General features: G+C 60.9%; 22 protein-coding genes. 4 read left to right on the top strand and 18 right to left on the bottom strand.

The window, feature by feature from the left end; translation table 11 throughout:
- Positions 1-3: 3 nt before the first annotated feature.
- From H8A95_RS00835 to H8A95_RS00820, 4 genes are all read right to left on the bottom strand, one after another.
- On the bottom strand, positions 4-1,257 hold the full coding sequence (locus H8A95_RS00835) for an ABC transporter substrate-binding protein (protein ID WP_229181351.1): 1,254 nt from the start codon (positions 1,255-1,257) through the stop codon (positions 4-6).
- 68 nt (positions 1,258-1,325) lie between these two features.
- Positions 1,326-3,716, bottom strand: a complete 2,391-nt coding sequence (locus H8A95_RS00830) for a xanthine dehydrogenase family protein molybdopterin-binding subunit (protein ID WP_229181350.1) — start codon at positions 3,714-3,716, stop codon at positions 1,326-1,328.
- Positions 3,713-4,198 carry a (2Fe-2S)-binding protein gene (locus tag H8A95_RS00825; protein WP_229181349.1) on the bottom strand — a complete coding sequence of 162 codons (486 nt, stop codon included), beginning with the start codon at positions 4,196-4,198 and terminating at the stop codon, positions 3,713-3,715. Before H8A95_RS00825 ends, H8A95_RS00830 begins: the two co-directional genes overlap by 4 nt.
- The gene (locus H8A95_RS00820) at positions 4,195-5,076 is read right to left on the bottom strand and encodes an FAD binding domain-containing protein (protein WP_229181348.1); all 882 of its coding nucleotides are present in this window, start codon (positions 5,074-5,076) and stop codon (positions 4,195-4,197) included. The genes H8A95_RS00825 and H8A95_RS00820 overlap by 4 nt, the downstream gene beginning before the upstream one ends.
- A 169-nt stretch (positions 5,077-5,245) precedes the next feature.
- Between H8A95_RS00820 and H8A95_RS00815 the strand changes: the two genes are divergently transcribed.
- On the top strand, positions 5,246-6,343 hold the full coding sequence (locus H8A95_RS00815) for an LLM class flavin-dependent oxidoreductase (RefSeq protein WP_229181347.1): 1,098 nt from the start codon (positions 5,246-5,248) through the stop codon (positions 6,341-6,343).
- Positions 6,344-6,358: 15 nt separating this feature from the next.
- Positions 6,359-7,234: a polysaccharide deacetylase family protein gene (locus H8A95_RS00810; protein ID WP_229181346.1), complete on the top strand. Its 876-nt coding sequence runs from the start codon at positions 6,359-6,361 to the stop codon at positions 7,232-7,234.
- Positions 7,235-7,240: 6 nt separating this feature from the next.
- On the opposite strand, the gene H8A95_RS00805 is transcribed toward H8A95_RS00810, so the two are convergent.
- From H8A95_RS00805 to H8A95_RS00765, 10 genes are all read right to left on the bottom strand, one after another.
- A complete protein-coding gene (locus tag H8A95_RS00805; RefSeq protein ID WP_229181345.1) occupies positions 7,241-7,927 on the bottom strand; it encodes a TetR/AcrR family transcriptional regulator in 687 nt (228 codons plus the stop codon).
- Positions 7,924-8,478: a flavin reductase family protein gene (locus H8A95_RS00800; RefSeq protein ID WP_229181344.1), complete on the bottom strand. Its 555-nt coding sequence runs from the start codon at positions 8,476-8,478 to the stop codon at positions 7,924-7,926. Before H8A95_RS00800 ends, H8A95_RS00805 begins: the two co-directional genes overlap by 4 nt.
- A gap of 10 nt (positions 8,479-8,488) precedes the next feature.
- Positions 8,489-9,664 (bottom strand): acyl-CoA dehydrogenase family protein, encoded by a 1,176-nt coding sequence (locus tag H8A95_RS00795; protein ID WP_420839312.1) that lies wholly within the window; start codon positions 9,662-9,664, stop codon positions 8,489-8,491.
- 422 nt (positions 9,665-10,086) lie between these two features.
- Positions 10,087-10,515 (bottom strand): GNAT family N-acetyltransferase, encoded by a 429-nt coding sequence (locus H8A95_RS00790; protein ID WP_229181342.1) that lies wholly within the window; start codon positions 10,513-10,515, stop codon positions 10,087-10,089.
- A gap of 86 nt (positions 10,516-10,601) precedes the next feature.
- Positions 10,602-10,895 (bottom strand): hypothetical protein, encoded by a 294-nt coding sequence (locus H8A95_RS00785; protein WP_196238905.1) that lies wholly within the window; start codon positions 10,893-10,895, stop codon positions 10,602-10,604.
- Positions 10,865-11,224, bottom strand: coding sequence for a phage terminase large subunit (locus H8A95_RS00780; protein ID WP_229181341.1), 360 nt, complete (start codon positions 11,222-11,224; stop codon positions 10,865-10,867). The genes H8A95_RS00785 and H8A95_RS00780 overlap by 31 nt, the downstream gene beginning before the upstream one ends.
- A gap of 72 nt (positions 11,225-11,296) precedes the next feature.
- On the bottom strand, positions 11,297-12,097 hold the full coding sequence (locus H8A95_RS44335) for a M23 family metallopeptidase (protein WP_420839305.1): 801 nt from the start codon (positions 12,095-12,097) through the stop codon (positions 11,297-11,299).
- Positions 12,098-12,598: 501 nt separating this feature from the next.
- A complete protein-coding gene (locus H8A95_RS00775; RefSeq protein ID WP_229181340.1) occupies positions 12,599-13,276 on the bottom strand; it encodes a TolB-like translocation protein in 678 nt (225 codons plus the stop codon).
- A 156-nt stretch (positions 13,277-13,432) separates the two neighbouring features.
- Entirely contained in the window at positions 13,433-13,687 is a 255-nt protein-coding gene (locus tag H8A95_RS00770) for a hypothetical protein (RefSeq protein ID WP_229181339.1), read from the bottom strand.
- Positions 13,688-13,855: a hypothetical protein gene (locus tag H8A95_RS00765; protein ID WP_229181338.1), complete on the bottom strand. Its 168-nt coding sequence runs from the start codon at positions 13,853-13,855 to the stop codon at positions 13,688-13,690.
- Between the two features lie 712 nt (positions 13,856-14,567).
- Between H8A95_RS00765 and H8A95_RS00760 the strand changes: the two genes are divergently transcribed.
- Positions 14,568-14,753: a hypothetical protein gene (locus H8A95_RS00760; protein WP_229181337.1), complete on the top strand. Its 186-nt coding sequence runs from the start codon at positions 14,568-14,570 to the stop codon at positions 14,751-14,753.
- Positions 14,754-14,845: 92 nt separating this feature from the next.
- Here the strand turns inward: H8A95_RS00760 and H8A95_RS00755 are convergent, their stop codons facing one another.
- A complete protein-coding gene (locus H8A95_RS00755; protein ID WP_420839311.1) occupies positions 14,846-15,154 on the bottom strand; it encodes a hypothetical protein in 309 nt (102 codons plus the stop codon).
- A gap of 225 nt (positions 15,155-15,379) precedes the next feature.
- Between H8A95_RS00755 and H8A95_RS00750 the strand changes: the two genes are divergently transcribed.
- Positions 15,380-15,640 (top strand): hypothetical protein, encoded by a 261-nt coding sequence (locus H8A95_RS00750; protein ID WP_095735563.1) that lies wholly within the window; start codon positions 15,380-15,382, stop codon positions 15,638-15,640.
- Between the two features lie 25 nt (positions 15,641-15,665).
- Here H8A95_RS00750 and H8A95_RS00745 read toward each other — a convergent pair whose 3' ends face one another.
- The 3 genes from H8A95_RS00745 to H8A95_RS00735 form a co-directional block, all read right to left on the bottom strand.
- Complete coding sequence (locus H8A95_RS00745) at positions 15,666-16,019, bottom strand: phasin (protein ID WP_229181336.1); 354 nt, start codon at positions 16,017-16,019, stop codon at positions 15,666-15,668.
- A gap of 426 nt (positions 16,020-16,445) precedes the next feature.
- Positions 16,446-16,601 (bottom strand): hypothetical protein, encoded by a 156-nt coding sequence (locus H8A95_RS00740; protein WP_338027760.1) that lies wholly within the window; start codon positions 16,599-16,601, stop codon positions 16,446-16,448.
- Between the two features lie 180 nt (positions 16,602-16,781).
- On the bottom strand, positions 16,782-17,915 hold the full coding sequence (locus tag H8A95_RS00735; protein WP_229181334.1) for an alpha-hydroxy acid oxidase: 1,134 nt from the start codon (positions 17,913-17,915) through the stop codon (positions 16,782-16,784).
- Positions 17,916-18,017 lie beyond the last annotated feature (102 nt).

Genomic DNA, 18,017 nt, shown 5'->3' with positions numbered 1-18,017 from the left:
GGCTCAGCTCTTATGACCGAGTGCCTCGCACGAGCGCAGGTACTTCTCGTTGGGTTCTTCGGTCGACAGGACCTCGAACACATCGGACTCGTTCTTCATGTCCTTGGACTTCGACTTGATCACGAGCACCGACTGCACCGACTGGTGGTCGCATTTGCGATAATACTGCGGTCCCTTGTAGTAGTCGTACTTCAGCGCCTCCAGCGCAGCGACGACCTTATCGGTCTCGACGCTGCCGGCTCCCTTAACCGCCTCGAGCACGGCCCGAACGCCACCATAGCCGAGCGCGCCGTAATCGGTCGGCAGCTTGCCGTCATACATCTGGCGGAATGCTTCGTTGAACGCCTTGGTCGAGGCGAATTTGTCCTCGATGCCCCAGTAGAACGAGCAGCCGCCGACAACGCCTTCGAATGCCTGGGGCCCGGCTGCGACGCGGCTGGCATGCGAGAGCAGCGGTGCAATGATCTGGATAGATTTCTTGATGCCGAAGTCGGTCGCCTGCTTCAGCGCGATTTGCTGGTCGCGGCCGAAATTGCTGATGCAGAGAATATCGGGCTTCAGCGCCTGGAGACGGGGCAGCAAAGTGGAGAAGTCGGTCGTTCCCAGCGGATGGCGGATGTCACCGAGGTTCTCGATGTTGAACTCCTTGCCGACCTCGAGGAAGCCGCGAACCATTTCGTGGCCATAAGCGTAATCTGCCGTCAGAAACGCAACCTTCTTGCCGAATTTGGTGAAGGCGTAGCGACCGACCGCGCCCGACGTCATGTGCGGGTTCAACGCTTCATGGAATGTGTATTTGCTGAAGTCCGCCGCCTCGTTGATGGCGTCGGACTGGCTGATCGAATTGAAGATGACGCCGCGCTCTTTGGTGACGTTGTTGATCGCGAGCTGAACCGCCGCGGACAGACTGCCGACGACGAAATTCACCTTCTCCTTCTCGACCAGCTCCAACGTCCGCGTCGCCGCCTCGCCGGGATTGAGCTTGTCGTCGCGCACGACGAGCTCGGCCTTGCGGCCGTTGAGACCACCGGCATCGTTGAATTGGGCGACGGCGAGCTGGCCCGCCCGCACCTGGTCCTGGGCCTCGGCGCCATACGGTCCGGTCAAGGGAACGGGGAAGCCGATCTTGATGGGCGCTTCCTCGGCCTGCAGCAGATTGATGCGAAAGGGCGAGACGGCAAGAACGGCGCCGGCGCTTGCCGTCGTCAGCAGACGACGCCGCGATATCGATCCAGCTTTGGTAACCTTCTTCGTCATGACTATTCCTCCCCAAGAACTGTCTGTGTTTTGCTTATCGTATTGTCTTTGCCAGGAACGTCTCCACCTCAGATTCGTCCCAAGGCCGTCAGGATAACCTGAGGCGTCAGCGGAATCTCGGTAATTATGGTGCCAAACGGACGGAGCGCGTCGTTAACCGCGTTGGCAACCGCAGCTGCCGCACCAGCCGTGCCCGCCTCGCCCGCTCCCTTGGCTCCCAACTCCGATTCCCGCGTCGGGGACACCACGTGACCGATGTCGATATCGGGCATCTCGCCGGACATCGGGACCAGGTAGTCCGCCATATTGGCGTTGGTCAACTGACCGCGCTCGTCATAGACGCACTTCTCGAACAGCGCCGCGCCGAGCCCCTGCACCACTCCGCCCCGGATCTGCTCGTCGACCAGCTGCGGGTTGATGATGGTGCCGCAGTCTTCGACAACCCAATGTTTCAGCAGCGTCACTAACCCGGTCTCGGGGTCGACCTCCAGCCAGGAGGCCTGAATCCCATTGGTGAACGCAAAGGGATATTGGCGCGGAACGAAATGGCGGGTCGCCATCAACTCAGGCTGGATACCTGGCGGGAGGGTGTCCGGTCGGAAATAGACGATCCGCGCCAGCTCGTTCAGCTCCATGCGTGGCGCGCCGTCGCCGGCATTGATGATGCTGTTGTTGACGATATCGAGCTCGGCCGGCGTCGATTGCAGGATGGCCGCGGCGAGATCCAGAATATTCTGACGCAAGGCCTTGGCAGCCTGCAACGCGGCTTCGCCGCCAATGCCGGCACCGCGCGAGGCCCAGGTGCCGCCGCCGTAGGGCGTATTGTCGGTGTCGCCCAAGGTCACGCGGACCCGATCCATCGAAACGCCGAGCACGCTGCCCACGATCTGGGCAGTCGACGATTCCGATCCCTGTCCTTGCTCCGTGATGCTGGTCTGGCAGATCACCGACCCCTGCGCGTCGAGCCGAACCGCAACGCCGTCCTGCGACGATATTTTCGCACCGCCGACGCCGTAAAAGGCCGCGCTGGGATTGGTCACCTCGATGAAGCTGGCTATTCCGATACCGCGGTGGACATTTCTGGCGCGCAAGGCCGCTTGCTCGGCGCGCAATGCATCGTAGTCCATCATCTGAAGCAGCTTGGCCAACGAGGCGTGATGCGAGAGCTGCTCGAATTTCATGCCCGAGGGTGATGCACAGGGATAGGCGTCGTCGGCGATCAAGTTGCGCCGCCGGATCTCGACAGGGTCCATGCCGATCTTCGCTGCGGCAAGGTCGACCAGCCCTTCGGTGACCGAACAAGCAATCGGGTGTCCGACCGCCCGGTACTGGCACATGACATTCTTATTCTGGAAAACGACCCGCGCCCGCGCCCGATAGTTCGGGGTGACATAGGGCCCACCGACCAGATTGACCACCTGATTTGCCTCGATGGCGCTGGTGCGCGGATACATCGAATAGGGACCGATCCCCGTCAAGTCGTCGATCTCGAAGACCGTGATCGTACCGTCCGGTCTGACGCCGATCCGCCCCCTGCATCGATGATCGCGGGCGTGAATGTCGGTGTTGAAGCTTTCGACGCGGTCGGCCACGAACTTGATCGGCCGCCGTAGCAGCTTGGACAGCGCGTAGGTCGCCATCTCGTCGGCGTAGATATGAACCTTGATGCCGAACGAGCCGCCGACGTCCTTGCAGATCACCCGGACCTGCGCTTCCCTCAATCCGAGATGCAGGGCCGCGATGTTCTGCACCATGTGAGGTGCCTGCGTGCCCTGATAGATCGTGAGCCGCGCCTCGGCGGCATTCCAGTCGGCAACGACCGCCCGCGGTTCAAGCGTCACGCCGGTGTGGCGACCGAATACGAAGTCGGCCTCGACGACCTCGGACCCCAACAACGCACGGTCGACGTCTCCGGCATTGAGGGTCCGTTCAAAGGCAAGATTGTCGCCGAGCGAGGGGTGAATGACATGCGTTGCCGGATCGAGCGCAGTGCGCATGTCCGTGATCGCCTCGAGCTCCTCGTAGTCGGCGGAAATATGCTCCATGGCATCTTCCGCTGCGGCACGGCTTGTTGCCACAATCGCGGCAACCGCCTCACCTTGCCAGCAGGCCCGGTCGACCGCGATCGCATGCTGCGGCGCCGACTTCAATCCCTTCAGATGCGAGAGCACTCCGACCCACGGCGTGATAACAGCCTCAAGTTCACGCCCCGTGACGATGGCAATGACGCCGGACATGCGCTTCGCTACGTCGGCATCGATCGCCACGATTTTGGCGTGGGCGTACGGCGACCTTAGAAAAACCACGTGCGCCATCCGCGGCAATTCCAGGTCGCTGACATATTGTCCGCGCCCTTGCAGCAACCTGTCGAGGTTCGGTCGCGGCACCGTCTTGCCGATATAGGAATTCGGGCGGTCGAGCACGGAAAGCGTGCCTGCTAGCGGCCGGGTCACCGTCATGCGCGCCGCTCCGCGCGCGTCCTGGCCGTCGCCTCGACAGCGTCCACGATGGCCTGATAGCCGGTGCAGCGGCAATAGTTGCCGGAAAGATGCTCGCGGATCGCCGGACGATCAGGCATGGACACATGCTTCAGCAGATCCTGCGCTGTCATCAGCATGCCAGGCGTGCAGTAGCCACACTGCAAAGCATTGCGTTCGCGAAATGCGGCCTGAAGATCGGCAATTTCACCGCTGTCAGACAGCCCTTCGATCGTCTCGACTGACGCGCCCTGCGCCTGCACCGTCAGCATCAGGCAGGAACGAACGATCTCGCCATCAACCCTGACGGTGCAGGCGCCACAGACGCCGTGCTCACAACCAACGTGGGTTCCAGTCAGCTTGAGATGCTCCCGGATGAAGTCAGCGAGATTGAGCCGAGGCAAAACAACCGCATCGATGGGTTCGCCGTTGACCAGAAGCGAGACCGATACCGGAGCACTCACCTCGTCGCTCCCTTTTCCAGTTCGGGCCGCGCAAGTAACGCGGCCGCACAGCGCCGGAGCAAGACGGCAGCGAGATGTCGTCGCATAGCCGCAGTAGCCTGCTGGTCTTCCTGCGGATCGAGTTCATCGGCCAGCGCGGCCGTAGCCTCCGCAAGCAAGGCCGGCGTTACCGATGCATTGATCAGCTTGCCAGCAGCCGCTGCAAGCACCGGCCTGTCGCCAACCGCAAAGAAGCCGAGCCGAAGATCCGAAAAGCTACCGGCGGCAACGACAGCACACGCGGCAAGACCAACGATGGCGTAATCGCCATGCCGCCGGGCATACTCCTGAAAGAAAAATGCTACCCCTTGGCCTGCCACTGGCACCTCGACCGCGACCAGCAACTCGTCCGGCGACAGCGCCGTCTCGTAGATTCCCTTGAAAAATTCAGTCGCCGCAATCCGGCGCTCGCCGGCCGGGCCGCGAACAACGATCGTGGCGTCAAGTGCCAGAACACAGGCAGGCAATTCCGATGCAGGATCGGCGTGAGCAAGGCTACCGCCAATCGTTCCGCGATTGCGAATTGCGGGGTGGGCGACGTGGGCAACGGCATCCCGCAACAGCGGCGCGTGCAGCGCAATCTCCGGCGATCCGAGCAGGTCGACGTGCCGGGTCAACGCGCCAACGACCAGCACGTCTCCCCTCACAGCGATACCGCGCAACTCGGCGAGGCCACCGATATCGACCAGAATGTCCGGGGAGAGGAGCCGCAGGTTCATGGCCGGCATCAGGCTCTGGCCACCCGACAGAACCTTCGCCTTGTCACCGTGCGCGGCAAGCAACTCCAGCGCATTCACGACGCTGGTCGCGCGGGCGTAGGCGAAAGCCGCAGCTTTCATGTGGGCGTGGCCTCCCGGGCCCAATTTTGGTTTGCCCGATTAGAGGGCCGCCCTCGTCAAAGGTCAAGTTTGTTTATCGAGTGATTATTTGTGTGGCCGGGCTTGTCTTCGACTTGGGAAGGACGCAGGTTTCCTGCCAACTAAAGTTCAACGCGCAGGGAGGCGGATCTTGAAGCTCGGGTTCTTTACGATGCCGATCCACCCCCTCGACAAGGATTGGCGGCAATCGCTCCGCGAGGATCGGGAGGCCTTCCTGCTCGCGGATGAACTCGGTTTCACCGAGGCGTATGTCGGCGAGCATGTCACCGACAAGGCCGAGAACATCACCTCCAGCATCGCGTTCATTGCCTGGCTCGCAGCCGCAACCAAGCAGATCAAGCTTGGAACCGGCACCATCAACATGCCGAACACTCACCCGGCGGCGGTCGCCGCATCTGTCGCCATGCTTGATCACATGCTTGATGGCCGCTTCATATTTGGCATAAGCCCCGGCGGATTGCTGTCCGACGCGGAAATTTTCGGCAATCTCGATGCCGACCGCAATGCCATGTTCCTCGAGGCGATCAATCAGGTTCTCGATATCTGGGCCGGCAAACCGCCTTATGATCTGCAGGGCAAATACTGGAACGTCTCGGTGAAGAGAACTCTGATCGAGGACATCGGCCAGGGGATCGTAGCTCGCCCCTTGCAAGCCCCTCACCCGCCGATCGTGGTGACCGCGGTCGCGCCGTTCTCAAAAGGCGTCACGGAGGCCGCCGCACGCGGCTGGGATCCGATCTCGGCAAACTTCCTGATGCCTGCCTGGGTAAAGAGTCACTGGCCCAAATATGTCGAGGGTTGCGAGCGTGCGAACCGGGCTGTTGACACCGCCAATTGGCGCGTGGCCAAAAGCGTGTTCGTGGCAAAGGACGCCGCAACGGCGAAGGCCTATGCCACGTCGTCCGACAGTCCCTACGTCTACTATTATTATCAGCTGTTCACGAAGCTGAAGCGCAGCGGCCGGCTCGAGCTGTTCAAGACGCGGCGAGACCAACCTGATGCTGAGGTTACGCTGGAGTCGATCTGCGACAAGCTGGTCATCTACGGCACCCCCGAAAGCGTGGCCGATCAAGTGCTGGCGTTCCAGGACGAGACCGGCACCTTCGGCACCTTGCTGTATGCCGGCAAGGACTGGAAAGACCGCGAGCTCGGCCGTCAATCGATGATCCTGATGGCCGAGAAGGTCCTGCCGCGGATCAATGCCGCTGCTGCCGGATCATCGGCGTGAGCAGGGAGTCTCGACATGGCTTTCACCGATCGCATTCCGTACCAGGCTCAGATTGACCGACCGAAACTGACCTTGCCTGATGGCAAGAAGCTTGCCGTCTGGGTCATCCTCAATGTCGAGGAATGGCGTATCGAAAACGCGATGCCACGCACGGTGCTGAGCCCACCGATGGGCCAGCCGCTGTTGCCTGACGTGCCGAACTGGTCGTGGCATGAATACGGCATGCGCGCCGGCTTCTGGCGGCAATTCAAGGCATTCACCGATCGCAAGATACCGGTGACGCTGGCTGCGAACGCCAATGTCTGCAACAGCTATGCACGCGTGGCATCTGCGGCGCGCGAGGCGGGGTTCGAGTTCATGGGCCATGGGTTTGTGCAGGGTCCGATGCACAAGCTGGAAAACCAGGCGGATGCAATCAAGCGTGCGGTCGACACCATTGCTGGATTTACCGGCAAGCCACCGCGATCATGGGAAAGCCCGGGCTTGACCGAGACTGAAGAGACTCTCGATCTTCTGCGCCTCAACGGGATCGAATACGTGGCCGATTGGGTGATCGACGATCTGCCTCAGGACATCGCCACGCCGCACGGGACGGTGACGACGATTCCCTATTCCGTCGAGACCAACGATATCGTCATTCACGCGCTACAGCACCTTCCATCGGAGCAGTTCCTAACGCGCTGCACCGACCAATTCGATCGGCTGTACCTCGAAGGTGCGGAGAACGCTCGGATCATGGCGATCTCGGTGCATCCTTACATCACGGGAGTGCCGCATCGAATCAAGTACCTGGAGGCCTTGCTCGATTACGTCATCAGTCACGACGGCGTGGCGCTGATGACTGCGAGCGAGATCGGAGACTGGTATCGGGGTCAGATGGCGACAAGGTAGCGCGGCTCAGCCGACGACCTTGACCGGCGCCCGCCGACGATCGGTTGCGCTCTCCGCCATGCTCTCGAATCCAGCGAGGAAGATATCCAGTGCATCGCTGATCATTTGCGCCTTGTCCTCCAGGACCGGCGCTTCGTAGATGTACTTGCGTACGCCATAATAGAAAATGCCGCCGTGAAACACCCAGGCCAGCTCCAGTTCCACGGCGCTGGGCCTGCTCTGTGTCGCAAGGCCGGCGTCGTGGCGGCATTCCCTGAGAATTCGGGTCAGGATCTTGTCCTTGACCATGCCGACATACCAACGGTTGATATCGATGCCCTTCAGGCCCGAGTAGAGATAGATTCTCAGCCATTTTCGGTTGAAGATCGCATCCGTATAGATCTCGTAGAATTCCTGAAGCCGCGCGCGGAGTGGGCGCGATCGATCCGACAGCAACTTCTCCCAACCGATTTCAAGGGGCTCAAGATATACCTTGCGGTAGACCTCTTTGATGAGATCGTCCTTGCTCGGAAAGTAGCGATAGAGCAGCGGCTGGGTCACACCGAGCTTGCGAGCGAGCGCACGTGTTCCACCGCCAAATCCCTCCTCCGCAAAGAGCTCGGTTGCCTTGGCGACGAATTCACTGCGACGATCGTCAGCTGATAGGCGCCTCTGCTTGGCACGAACGCGCTTGACCGGCGTCTTTCGATTCATGATGCCTTGTCACCATCGTCAGCCAGGAACCGGCCAAAGCCTCCCCGCGCGAACAACAGCGGACCGTTCCGGTTATAGGCGTAGGCTTCCACAGCGCCGAGGAAAATGACGTGATCTCCGCCATAGTAGCGGTTGGCAGCACGGCATTGGAAATTTGCGACCACGCCGGCAAGCACAGGCGCATTTCCGAGACCTGGCGTCCAGCTCACGCCCGCGAACTTGTCACCCGACGATTTGGCAAACTGCATCGCCAGCGCCTGCTGCGACGCGTCAAGAACATTCACCGTGAAATGGCTGGCATTTTGGAAGATCGCCAGCCCCTGCGAAAATGTCCCCAGGCTCCACAAAACCAGCGGCGGATTGAGCGACACCGACGCAAACGAATTGCAAGTAATCCCGTACGGTCGCCCTTCGACTGACATCGCCGTAACGATCGTCACACCGGTCGCAAACGTTCCAAGCGCATTGCGGAAGTCACGAGGATCGATCGTCGAGCTGTCGCTCGCGAGCTCACTGGCTGGATCCGGCGGGTGCTTGGGTGAGTCGGACATCCCGGCTACCTCAAAGCGTCAGGTTTTCAGACGGCAGCCCGAGAGCCACCCGCCCGTAATTGGTGCCAGCCGCATCGAAATTTAAGGCGAGATGCGAGTTCACCGCATGCGCATCGCGGAACTGGCGCTGCAATGCACCCGAGGTGAACAGGCTGCGCGCGCCGCTCGCCGCAAATAGAACAGACACCGCTTCCGTGCACAGATTGACCGCAAACGCGCCATCGCGCCGGAGCTTCGTCTTCGCCGCAATACCCGGGATATCGCCACGTCGGACCTCCGCAAGCACCTCAACGCAGTTCGTGCGCATGATCAGCCGCGCGGCATCTATCTTCGCCGATGCCTCGGCGATCTTGATCTGGGTACTCTGCAGGTCCCCGATCTTGGCCCGGTTATAGGTCGAGGCGCGATGCCGCGCGATCTCGACATAGTCGTCAAGACAAGCCTGGGCATTCCCCAGACCGACTCCGGACAGCACATAGGGAAACAACGAAAATACCGGTAGCATGTAGAGCGCATTCGGATTGACGACACTGCCCGGCGTTGCACCGCCCGCAAGATCGCTGACGGCAACCGTCATATGCTCTGGAACGAATGCGTCAGTCACCCGCACATCGTTCGACCCCGTTCCGCGCAAACCAGCCGCATTCCAGGTGTCGTCGATGCTGTAATCTCGTCTGTTCAGCAGGAATAGCCGATACTCGACACCATCGGCCTCGTCGTCCGAGGCAACGACGCTCGCGAGCATGTTCCATCCACATGCTTCCACTCCCGACGAGAACGGCCAATGACCGCTCAGCACATATCCGCCACTTGCCTTCCTGGCACGGCCTGCCGGGAAGACGAAGGAAGAAGCGATCAACGTAGCCGGGTCTTCGCCCCACACCGCGTTCTGCGCCTCCGGCGCGAACATGCCCAGCATCCAGTGGTGACTTGCCAGATTGGCAAAGTTCCAGGAAACCGAAGCATCGCCCTGCCCCAGGGCATCGGCGCAGTCGACCAAGGCAACATAGTCGAGTTCGCTGCCCCCGACGCGCTTGGGCTGCAGGATCCGGAAGAGGCCGCTGTCGTGCAGATCCCGCTCGGTCTCCGGTGGCAAGCGGCGCAGCTCTTCGGTCCGCGACGCGCGCTCACGCAAGGCCGGAGCAAGCGCCCTGGCCCGTGCGACCATGACCGAATAGCGTTCCATATCAGGGCCTGCCGGCACCTTCGCGTCGAGCCCGCGGCCAACCTCAACCATGGTCTCTTCCTTCGTTCGATCTCCAGGACATTTGCGCGTGCGATCGAGCCGTGCGGGGTAGTTTATCGATCGATCACCAGAGATCAAGACGGCAGGGCTGGATCCGGTGAAATCGACGATCAGGAAAGCGCGGCAGCCGCTGCGTCGGGCCCATTGAGGAAACGCTCGCAGCGATGCTTTGTTCGCTCGGGTCCGGCGATCCTGGCAACTCTCTCGCCAGGATTCGTTGCGAGGTCGAAGCTCCCGCGAACGGGCGCCTATAGGGGACTACAATCACCCGCTCAAAAACGCAAAAAGCGCCCGGCGGCTAGTCGGCCACCGGGCGCTTTATGTCGTCGCTTTTTTGCATCAACCCGTCCGCCTCACAGGATCTAGCCGAGCTCCTTCCGCCAATACAGCGTGTGCTGCCATGCCCAGGGCGAGACAGGTTCGAAGAGCCGATACCCTTGTCGGATAAAGTTATTGGCCGAGAGAATGTTATCCGTGGTATCCGAGACGATCGCTTTCCAGCCGGCGCGCCGCGCTCGCGCCTCGAGCGCGCGCGTAAGCCGCACTTGCAGACCATGACCGCAGTGCGGCATCGCGACGCCAACGCGGCAGAGATATCCAGCATGTGCAACGTGGGTCGAGGGAATGACGCCGGCGAACGCGATTGGCTTTCGATCGCGGAGCGCAATCCACCAGTATCCCTGCTCGAAGTCCGGTACACGGGTCCCGTCGCAGAATATCAGCTGATGAAGCTCGGAGAGCGATTCCGCGACCTCATCATCCTGCGCATCAACCTCACGTATCCAATACATTGCCGCACCTCGAGAATTTCATATTAGTCAAGACGCTGAGATCTACGGCCTGCGCATCAATCCGCTCGCGCTCGGGATGATGCAATTCACTTTCCGAGCGTAGCCTTGATCCCCAGCCAAACGGCACCGAGAAAGCCCGTAGCGATCACAGTGATGACCGCCTTGAACGTATAACTCTGCGCCTGCTCCACACTCCTTCGCCAACGCCGGAGGTGCTGAAAATCCGCACGCAGCTCCCGTCGATCGCCCTCCTCGAAGCCGAATGACGTCAAGACCGTCGCGATGGTTTTGACCACGACGGCGTCGATGTCGCTCCGGCGTACCCGATCTTGCTCGATCAGCGTTTCCATCACGATTGCTTTGACATCGGCTTCATGCATCGGATCACCGTCGTATGATTCATGCCGCGGAAGATGATCACGCCATCGCCAGGCGTCGCGATCTTGTCGGAGTAGAGCTTGAAACCCCTGCCGACGCCGAGCGACGCAATCTTGCCTTCGATCAGCCGCTTTGACGATTGCGCCAAGGTCCGCTGCGCCTCGCGAATGCAAACCGCCAGCGTGCCGCGCTCGGCCTGGCACATCTCGACCAACAGCTCGCCGAAAAAGTGCGATTTTCCCGACCCGCGGCCGCCGAACGCCCCCTTGTAACGCGCCGGACGCAACAGCGGCTCGAACACTTTTGCAGTTGGAATTTTCAGGATCGACAAGGCTGCTCTCGATAAGGCAAGGCCGCTCGCGCGCCGGGTTTTTGCGTTGCCGCGATCGTCGGCCGCGGACTGTCATTGACGAGGACGCGGCCGCATCAGGCCGGCAAGCCAGTCATTGGATTCCGTCTCCGAAACGACGGAGTTATCCGGAATGCCAAACACTGACGGCGACAGGTATCGCATAGGCTGTCCGTTGAATGGGGCCGGCGATCGCATCGAAGCCGAAGGCGTGCCCGCCGGCGGAGGGGACGCGGGAAACCGCTCGTTGAACGTAGCGGGCCTGCCGGGAGGCGCGATCGAAGTCGACGCAACGAACGGCATGGCCGGCGCTCCTGCATCAAACACAGTTTGGTCCTCGCCCGTGACCGGAACGCGTACGAGACGCCGAACAGCAGTCCTTTTGCTAGTCTCCTCCCGCGAGACATCGTCAGGTGGCACAGAGAACGACTGCGTGTCGTAGCGCGGGTGCGACGACGGAGTCGATCCGGGCATATGCCTTCCGCTGGCGTCGAAACGACTCGCGAAATCGGAATCGCTTGGAACTGAATCTGGGCGCAGCGCCAAGCTGCGTGGATCAAAAACACTGCGTTGGTCCGCACAGAACGGATGATTCCAGAAGACATGCGGATTAATGGGATTCCGACGATTTGGATCGTTGGGACCGCAAATCTGATAATGGGCGTGTTGATCTTTCGTACCCACATTGCCCATCGTGCCGATCAGGTCACCTGCGAACACCTTCTGGCCTTCCTCTACACTTTGACTCTGAGTATGAAGAATCTCGTGAGAATTTCTGGTGTAATCCCTAATCGCAATGGTATTTGTCTTCCCGCTGCCCGCCCGAGTCACGACGCCCGACACTGGCGAATGCACCAGGGGATGTTGAAGGTTTATTCCCGTCTACCCTCCAAGATAATTTATGTCGACGCCGACATGGGGGTCTGACGACGGTGGCTTCACTCGACCTTCCGCTCGTCCGGCGCCAAAGTCACCCGATCGTCCCGTGACATGTCCGTTGCGACCATCAATCGGGGGCAGCATCATGTTTATGATGTCTCGCAAATTCAATTCAGGTCTCCTTTGTAAAGTACTCCTGGTCGTCATTGGCGCAACGGTCGCGGCGGACTGTTGACGATGACCGTAAGCCCGTCTACGGCGGCAACGCCCTCGCGCAGACAATCTGCGTCATAGTCCCGGGATTGCGCCGCCGATCGCTCATTGCGGTGAGGTTAGCGGCACGGACCGCGGGTAGCTGCAATTGGCAGACGACTCGTCAATCGCGGCCATTTGACAAGTTTTGAGGTCTACATTGGCCGAAAATATCTGCCGGATCGGCCGGCGTCCGCTCATCTCCACTGAACCGACCTGCAGCGGCTAAGGCGCAGCATTGACGCTCCACGTTCCGTCCGAACCTTGGGTCAAGACCACGGGCTTTTTGTCGGGGCTCTCAAGCTTAATCGTCTTGTCATCGATCCACCCGACGAAGGTCGCTTTTGCAGGTAAGGAAGTCTTGCTGTCTTTCGACTTCCAAACTAGACGCTGTTTTTTGCCTCGAACGTCAAGAATCGCGAAGCTTGTTTCGTCCTCGCCGCTTTCCTCGGTGAGCACTAAATTCCCGTCCGGGGAAAATTGAGGAAACGCATTTCCGAAATCGAGCTGGCGACCTGTTCTGCCCTCGACAGCCGTGCATTGACCACCGTCCGGTCCGTGGTCACACACGACGAAAATACGCGTCGATGGATAGAAGTCGGCAAGGCCGTAACCGAAACCTCCTTCACTCCTTCCGTATCCGTTCTTGTTGTCGAATACTTTCCGACTGCCGCTATCCATGCGAAGAACGAGAGTGCTGCCTCGCATTGCGGCCAGCGGCCCCGCCAACGCCACGCACCGTTCGCTGAACTCCGCGGTAGTGCCGTACGAAAACGATTCGCTGCAGCTTTTGACTCGCGACGCCGGCGCAACCGTTTGTCCAGAAAGTTGCTCGGCACAGGCTGGCATGGGCGCATCGATTAGAACGACGAGACTTGCAAACAAGAGAACGAATTTTCGCACCGTTGCCCCCGCTTCGCAGCGATTTACCACCGTTCATGCCGGGCTCGCTTGCGCTTCATGGCAACAACAATATCACAACCTCCGGACCGACAGCACTCCCAGAAATCAGTGACGGCGAGAGCGGCTTCGGCTCCGAAGCAGCCAGCATCGCAACTGTTACGTATCTTCTCCGTCGATCTCCTCCGGCTCGATAATGATCCGCTCGATGCGGTGCACAAGTTGGAGCGCGCCGTCCCCGTTCTCGATCGCCTGCGGCGCTTTGCCCCAGCCGCGATCGAGGATGGCATTTGCAGCGGAGACGCGAGCGGCCGGGGTGGCGCTCGTCGATCGCATGACGCCGACCAAAGCGTTGAGCGCGCTTCTCGTATGACTCCTCGCAAGCGAACGGATTTGTGTAATCGTCTTGGCCACTCACTTCTCCTGCCAATCGGACGGGAGAAATTCACTCGGGGCGGTATCGATGCAGTCCGTCTCGGGATCAGGTAGTGCCGAACGAAATGCGATTGTTGGAAAGTCCGTCCGCTCGAGGTCGGGACGTGAACGCCGACGCGGGATGAACTGAATGATTTCGGCGCTCATGCTGCGGTCTCCCACACGGCAATGGCAACTAGGCCCGCCAGCGCGAGCGATATCAAATAGGCGGTCATGCAAACCTCGTTGACGGGCCGTCCGCGCAATACGGCCATGGAATGAATGTGCGGCAGATCGCGCAGCGGGCGGCGATCTTTGGGGCGCGAACCTTATCCCTGACGAGTGGGGCCGCGGGCGGCGCCGGCTTGCGCCGCGCCACAGGACCGGCGCGTTCGCGCGCACCGGCCAATTCGTGATTGTTCAAGAGGTTCGGACGGCGGCTCGCTTGCGACGCTCAGGCGACGGGCTGGGAGGATGTGGCGTCGTGACGGTGCGGCCGCCGTCCGATTGGTGAAACGGCAAAGAAAAAGCCCGCCGCGGATTGCTCCGCGCGGGCTCAACGATTTCTGATTTTCGGATTATGCCCCTGAGTTGCCCGACGTGTCAAACCCTTTTTGCGAGCTGAATACGATCGGTAAAATGTGATGCGTCAGCTTCGACGGTGAGAAACCGCCCTGAGCGAAAAGTCTGCGCATGATTTGGAATCGCAACACGAACCGGCGCCGATCGCCGTATGCTTGTTGCGATGATGTCAATGTGCCGCTGAGTTGCCCGACGCGTCAAGGGGACAGAGCAGCTTACAATTTGGATCGACATCAGGACAGTTTTGACTCGCGTCGGTCGACCCGCGCCGTAGTGTGATTGCAAGGAGGAAGCGCCGATGTATTTCGTTGCTGCCGTGCTCGCGGTCCTGTCCGGCCTGTTCTACGCCGCGGGCCATCATGAGATCGGTTCGATGGGTACCACCATGTGCCAGTATGGTGGCATCTTCTGCGACAGTCCGGTGCTCGTACTCGTCGGCGCGGGGTTCGCTGCGGCGTGGCGCATGCTCGTCAGCGTTCGCTGATCACCAGCGCATTGCCGACGATGATTTTGTGCCGCTGATTTGCCCGACGAGTCAATCTCCGCACTTTGTGCCGGGTGCATCGACGCCTCGCATCATTGCGCAGGGATCGGGTTAGCCGGTTGAGCGGGCTTGGGACCCGGTGGAGCCGGCTCAATGGGCGCCTTTGGCTCGGTCGGCATCACCCTTGCGCCGGCAGCGCGTGCTGCCTCGCCGGTCGTTGAATAGTTGGCGGAAGCGGCCGGCTGAACCTTCGGCTTGCTCCACGGACCGTGGTCGACGATGAGCATTCCCAACACACCGAGGATCGCAACCACGGCTGCTATCAACAGCGGCGTGCCGCCATGCCGGTTTCGCTGCTTGACCGAATAGCCATCCGCTATGCCATACGCATGCACTGTCATCATCGTCTCCTCCGTGGAGACAAGCCGCGACCCGCGTGCAAGTTTCCAGTTCCCCGATGAGAAAGCGAGGCATGCCGGTGGAACCAATCGATAGCTGCTGAATTTCCACGATATGTGGCCGTCAGCCGTTGTTCAAAACGCGCGCACGCGCGGATGACCCGAGGCGATGCTCACCTTGGGGCGATGGTCACCTTGGCCTTCAGTGAAATGGCGGCACCACGGCACATGAGTTCCGAAACACCCGAATCCCCACTTCAGCCCACACTCGGTGAGCGAGCAATCGACACCGCGACGGACGTTTCGCGCACCATCACAGAGGTGTCGGATGGACTTCGAGCAGCCGCCGATCGCCTCAGCGAGGCGATCGCAAGCTCCCGCCGGCCGGGCGGAGCCCTGGCCACGGTGAGCGCGGTCACGCGCGAAGCGCCGCTCGCAAGCCTGTTTGTCGCGTTTCTGCTCGGCGTCGCTGTCGCGCGCCGGCGCTAGCCGCCGATGCGCTGCGAAGGCGGCGCTAGAACTTGCCCTTCGCCGCGTCCTTGGTCGCGGACATCACGCTTCCGCTGATCTGTCGCATATGTTCGCCGGCATTGGTGAACTGGCTGCGCAGGAATTCCGACTGGATCCGCATCGCCTCCTGCAGATCGGTCGCATGCACGAGCTTGCGCGCATGCTCGAACGCCGCCTTCATGTTCTGCTCGGTGAACGACAGCGCCTGCTTGGAAAGCTCGGTACCCGTACCCGGCATCGCCGTCATCGACTTGCTCGCGGCATCAAAGAACAGGCTGAACGCCTGTTCGGCCTGGTCGATGGTCTTTTCCGCGAGATCGCGCAACTCCGCGGGAACTTCAAGCTTCGGTTCAATCATGATCGCGCCCCCTGAAATAAGCGTCCAGTGAGGTTAGCATAGATTGCGACCCCGTCAGCGCCGTATCGCCGACCAGGACAGGCCTCACTCGTTTCGGCTATCGAGGAAAAATTACCTAGCCACGACCAAACCACGCCGCGGCCGATTCCAATCATGTCAGCACTGTGGCATAGTGATTCGGCCTCGTTGTTGGTCGCGTTCGCGTCTCTTGGGGAATAAGGGGATCCGATGCTGCGCGCCGTTCGTCCAACACCGACCTGCACCCGATTCAAGACCAACATAGAGATGCCGTGCATGAAGTGCGGCACACAAATGCGGCTCGCTCTGATCGAGCCGCGCGACCAAGTCTACGATGTGCTGACCTATCAGTGCACGCCGTGCAATGCCGGCGAAAGCTTCCTGAACGCGCGCTAGGCTGCGGCCCGTTCAGTCGCCCAGCACCGCGGCCCCCGCCTCGGTCAGCGCAGGCTCGTCGTCGTGCAGTTCGACCAGGCCGAGCTCCGTGAGGAGGCGCAGATCCTCGTCGCTGACCGGTGACAATTTGAGCCTGCGAGCCTGGATATCGCGGAGGGTCCAGCGCAAGCCGATCGCGCGTTCAAGCGAAAATTCAGCGAATGGATTGTTTGCCATTCGCTTCGACTAACGCGGCATTTGGATCAGACTTTGTCTGAGCCGCGGCGGCTTCGTGGACGCCACAGGTTGATGGCGCACGCGATCGAGGTGCCCCGCACCCCGAACGCATCATGCCTCTCTCGCAGCCGCTCAGTAACGATAGGGGTCGATATCGAGCAGCGGGAATGCGCTGAACACGCTCGGCAGATTGGTCGGCATCGCCGGATGCAGGTAGGACTTGTCCAGTTCGGCAAAGCTGGTGACGCCGAGCAGCCCAAGGCAACGGATCACCTCGTCCTCAAGCAACTCAAGCATCCGAACGATGCCCGCCTCGCCGGCCGCGGCAAGCGCCCAGCATTGCAGGCGGCCGATTCCGACCAGGTCGGCGCCCGAGACGATAGCCTTCACGATGTCGGTGCCGCGGCAGATCGAACCGTCGACCATGATCTTGGCACGGCCGGCGACCGCCTGAACGATCTCGGGCAGGACGTGCATAGACCCGCGGCCGTGGTCGAGCTGCCGCCCACCATGATTTGAGACATAGATCCAGTCGACCCCGTGATCGAGGGCGATCCTTGCATCTTCGGCAGTGGCGATTCCCTTGAGTATCAGCGGAATCTTGAACTTGTCTTTGATCAACTTCACCGTCCGCCATTCCAGACCCTTCTGGAAATCGCCACCGGTGGCGCGGATGCGGCTTTCGCGGACGTAGCGCTTGGCGATGTCGCGCTCGCGCCGGCTGTAATGGGCGGTGTCCACCGTGAGGCAGAACGCGGCGTAACCATTGTCGATCGTACGGCTGACCACATCCTCGACGAAGGCATCATCGCCCCGCACATAGAGCTGGAAGATGCGCAAGGCGTCAGGCGCCGCCTTCGCGGTGTTCTCCAGCCCAGGCTCGGACACCGAGCTCAGCATATGCGCGGCACCGAACGTTCCCGCTCCGCGCGCGACGGCCGCGCCCGCATCCGGATCAAAGATCTCGAGCGCACCGACCGGAGCGATCATCACGGGAATTCGGAGCTTGCGTCCGAATAGCTCGGTGGAAGGATCGACATTGATGACGTTGCGCAGGACGCGCGGCCGGAACGCGATCTCGTCGAGCGCCATTCTGTTGCGGCGCATCGTGGTCTCGGTCTCGGAGGCGCCGACGATGTAGTCCCAGGCGTTCTGGTTCAGCCTGGCCCGGGCCTTTTGCGCGAATTCGTGCAGGTTCTGGAATTCCTCGCCGCTGGCGCCGAGTTCGACATTGCGCGCCTGCCGAATGGGGGTCCCGTCATTCATGGTGTTTCTTCTCCCGATTTGGCCGGCACATTAGCCGCAGACAAACCGGAAAAGCTACCGCCTGAGCGACGAATCCGGCCAGCGAAGGCCAGCTATTCGCTT

It is taken from the genome of Bradyrhizobium oropedii (genome assembly GCF_020889685.1).
GTDB classification, from domain to species: Bacteria; Pseudomonadota; Alphaproteobacteria; order Rhizobiales; family Xanthobacteraceae; genus Bradyrhizobium; species Bradyrhizobium oropedii.
Note: the sequence above shows the minus strand (reverse complement) of the source record. Positions and strands in the feature narration are given on the sequence as shown.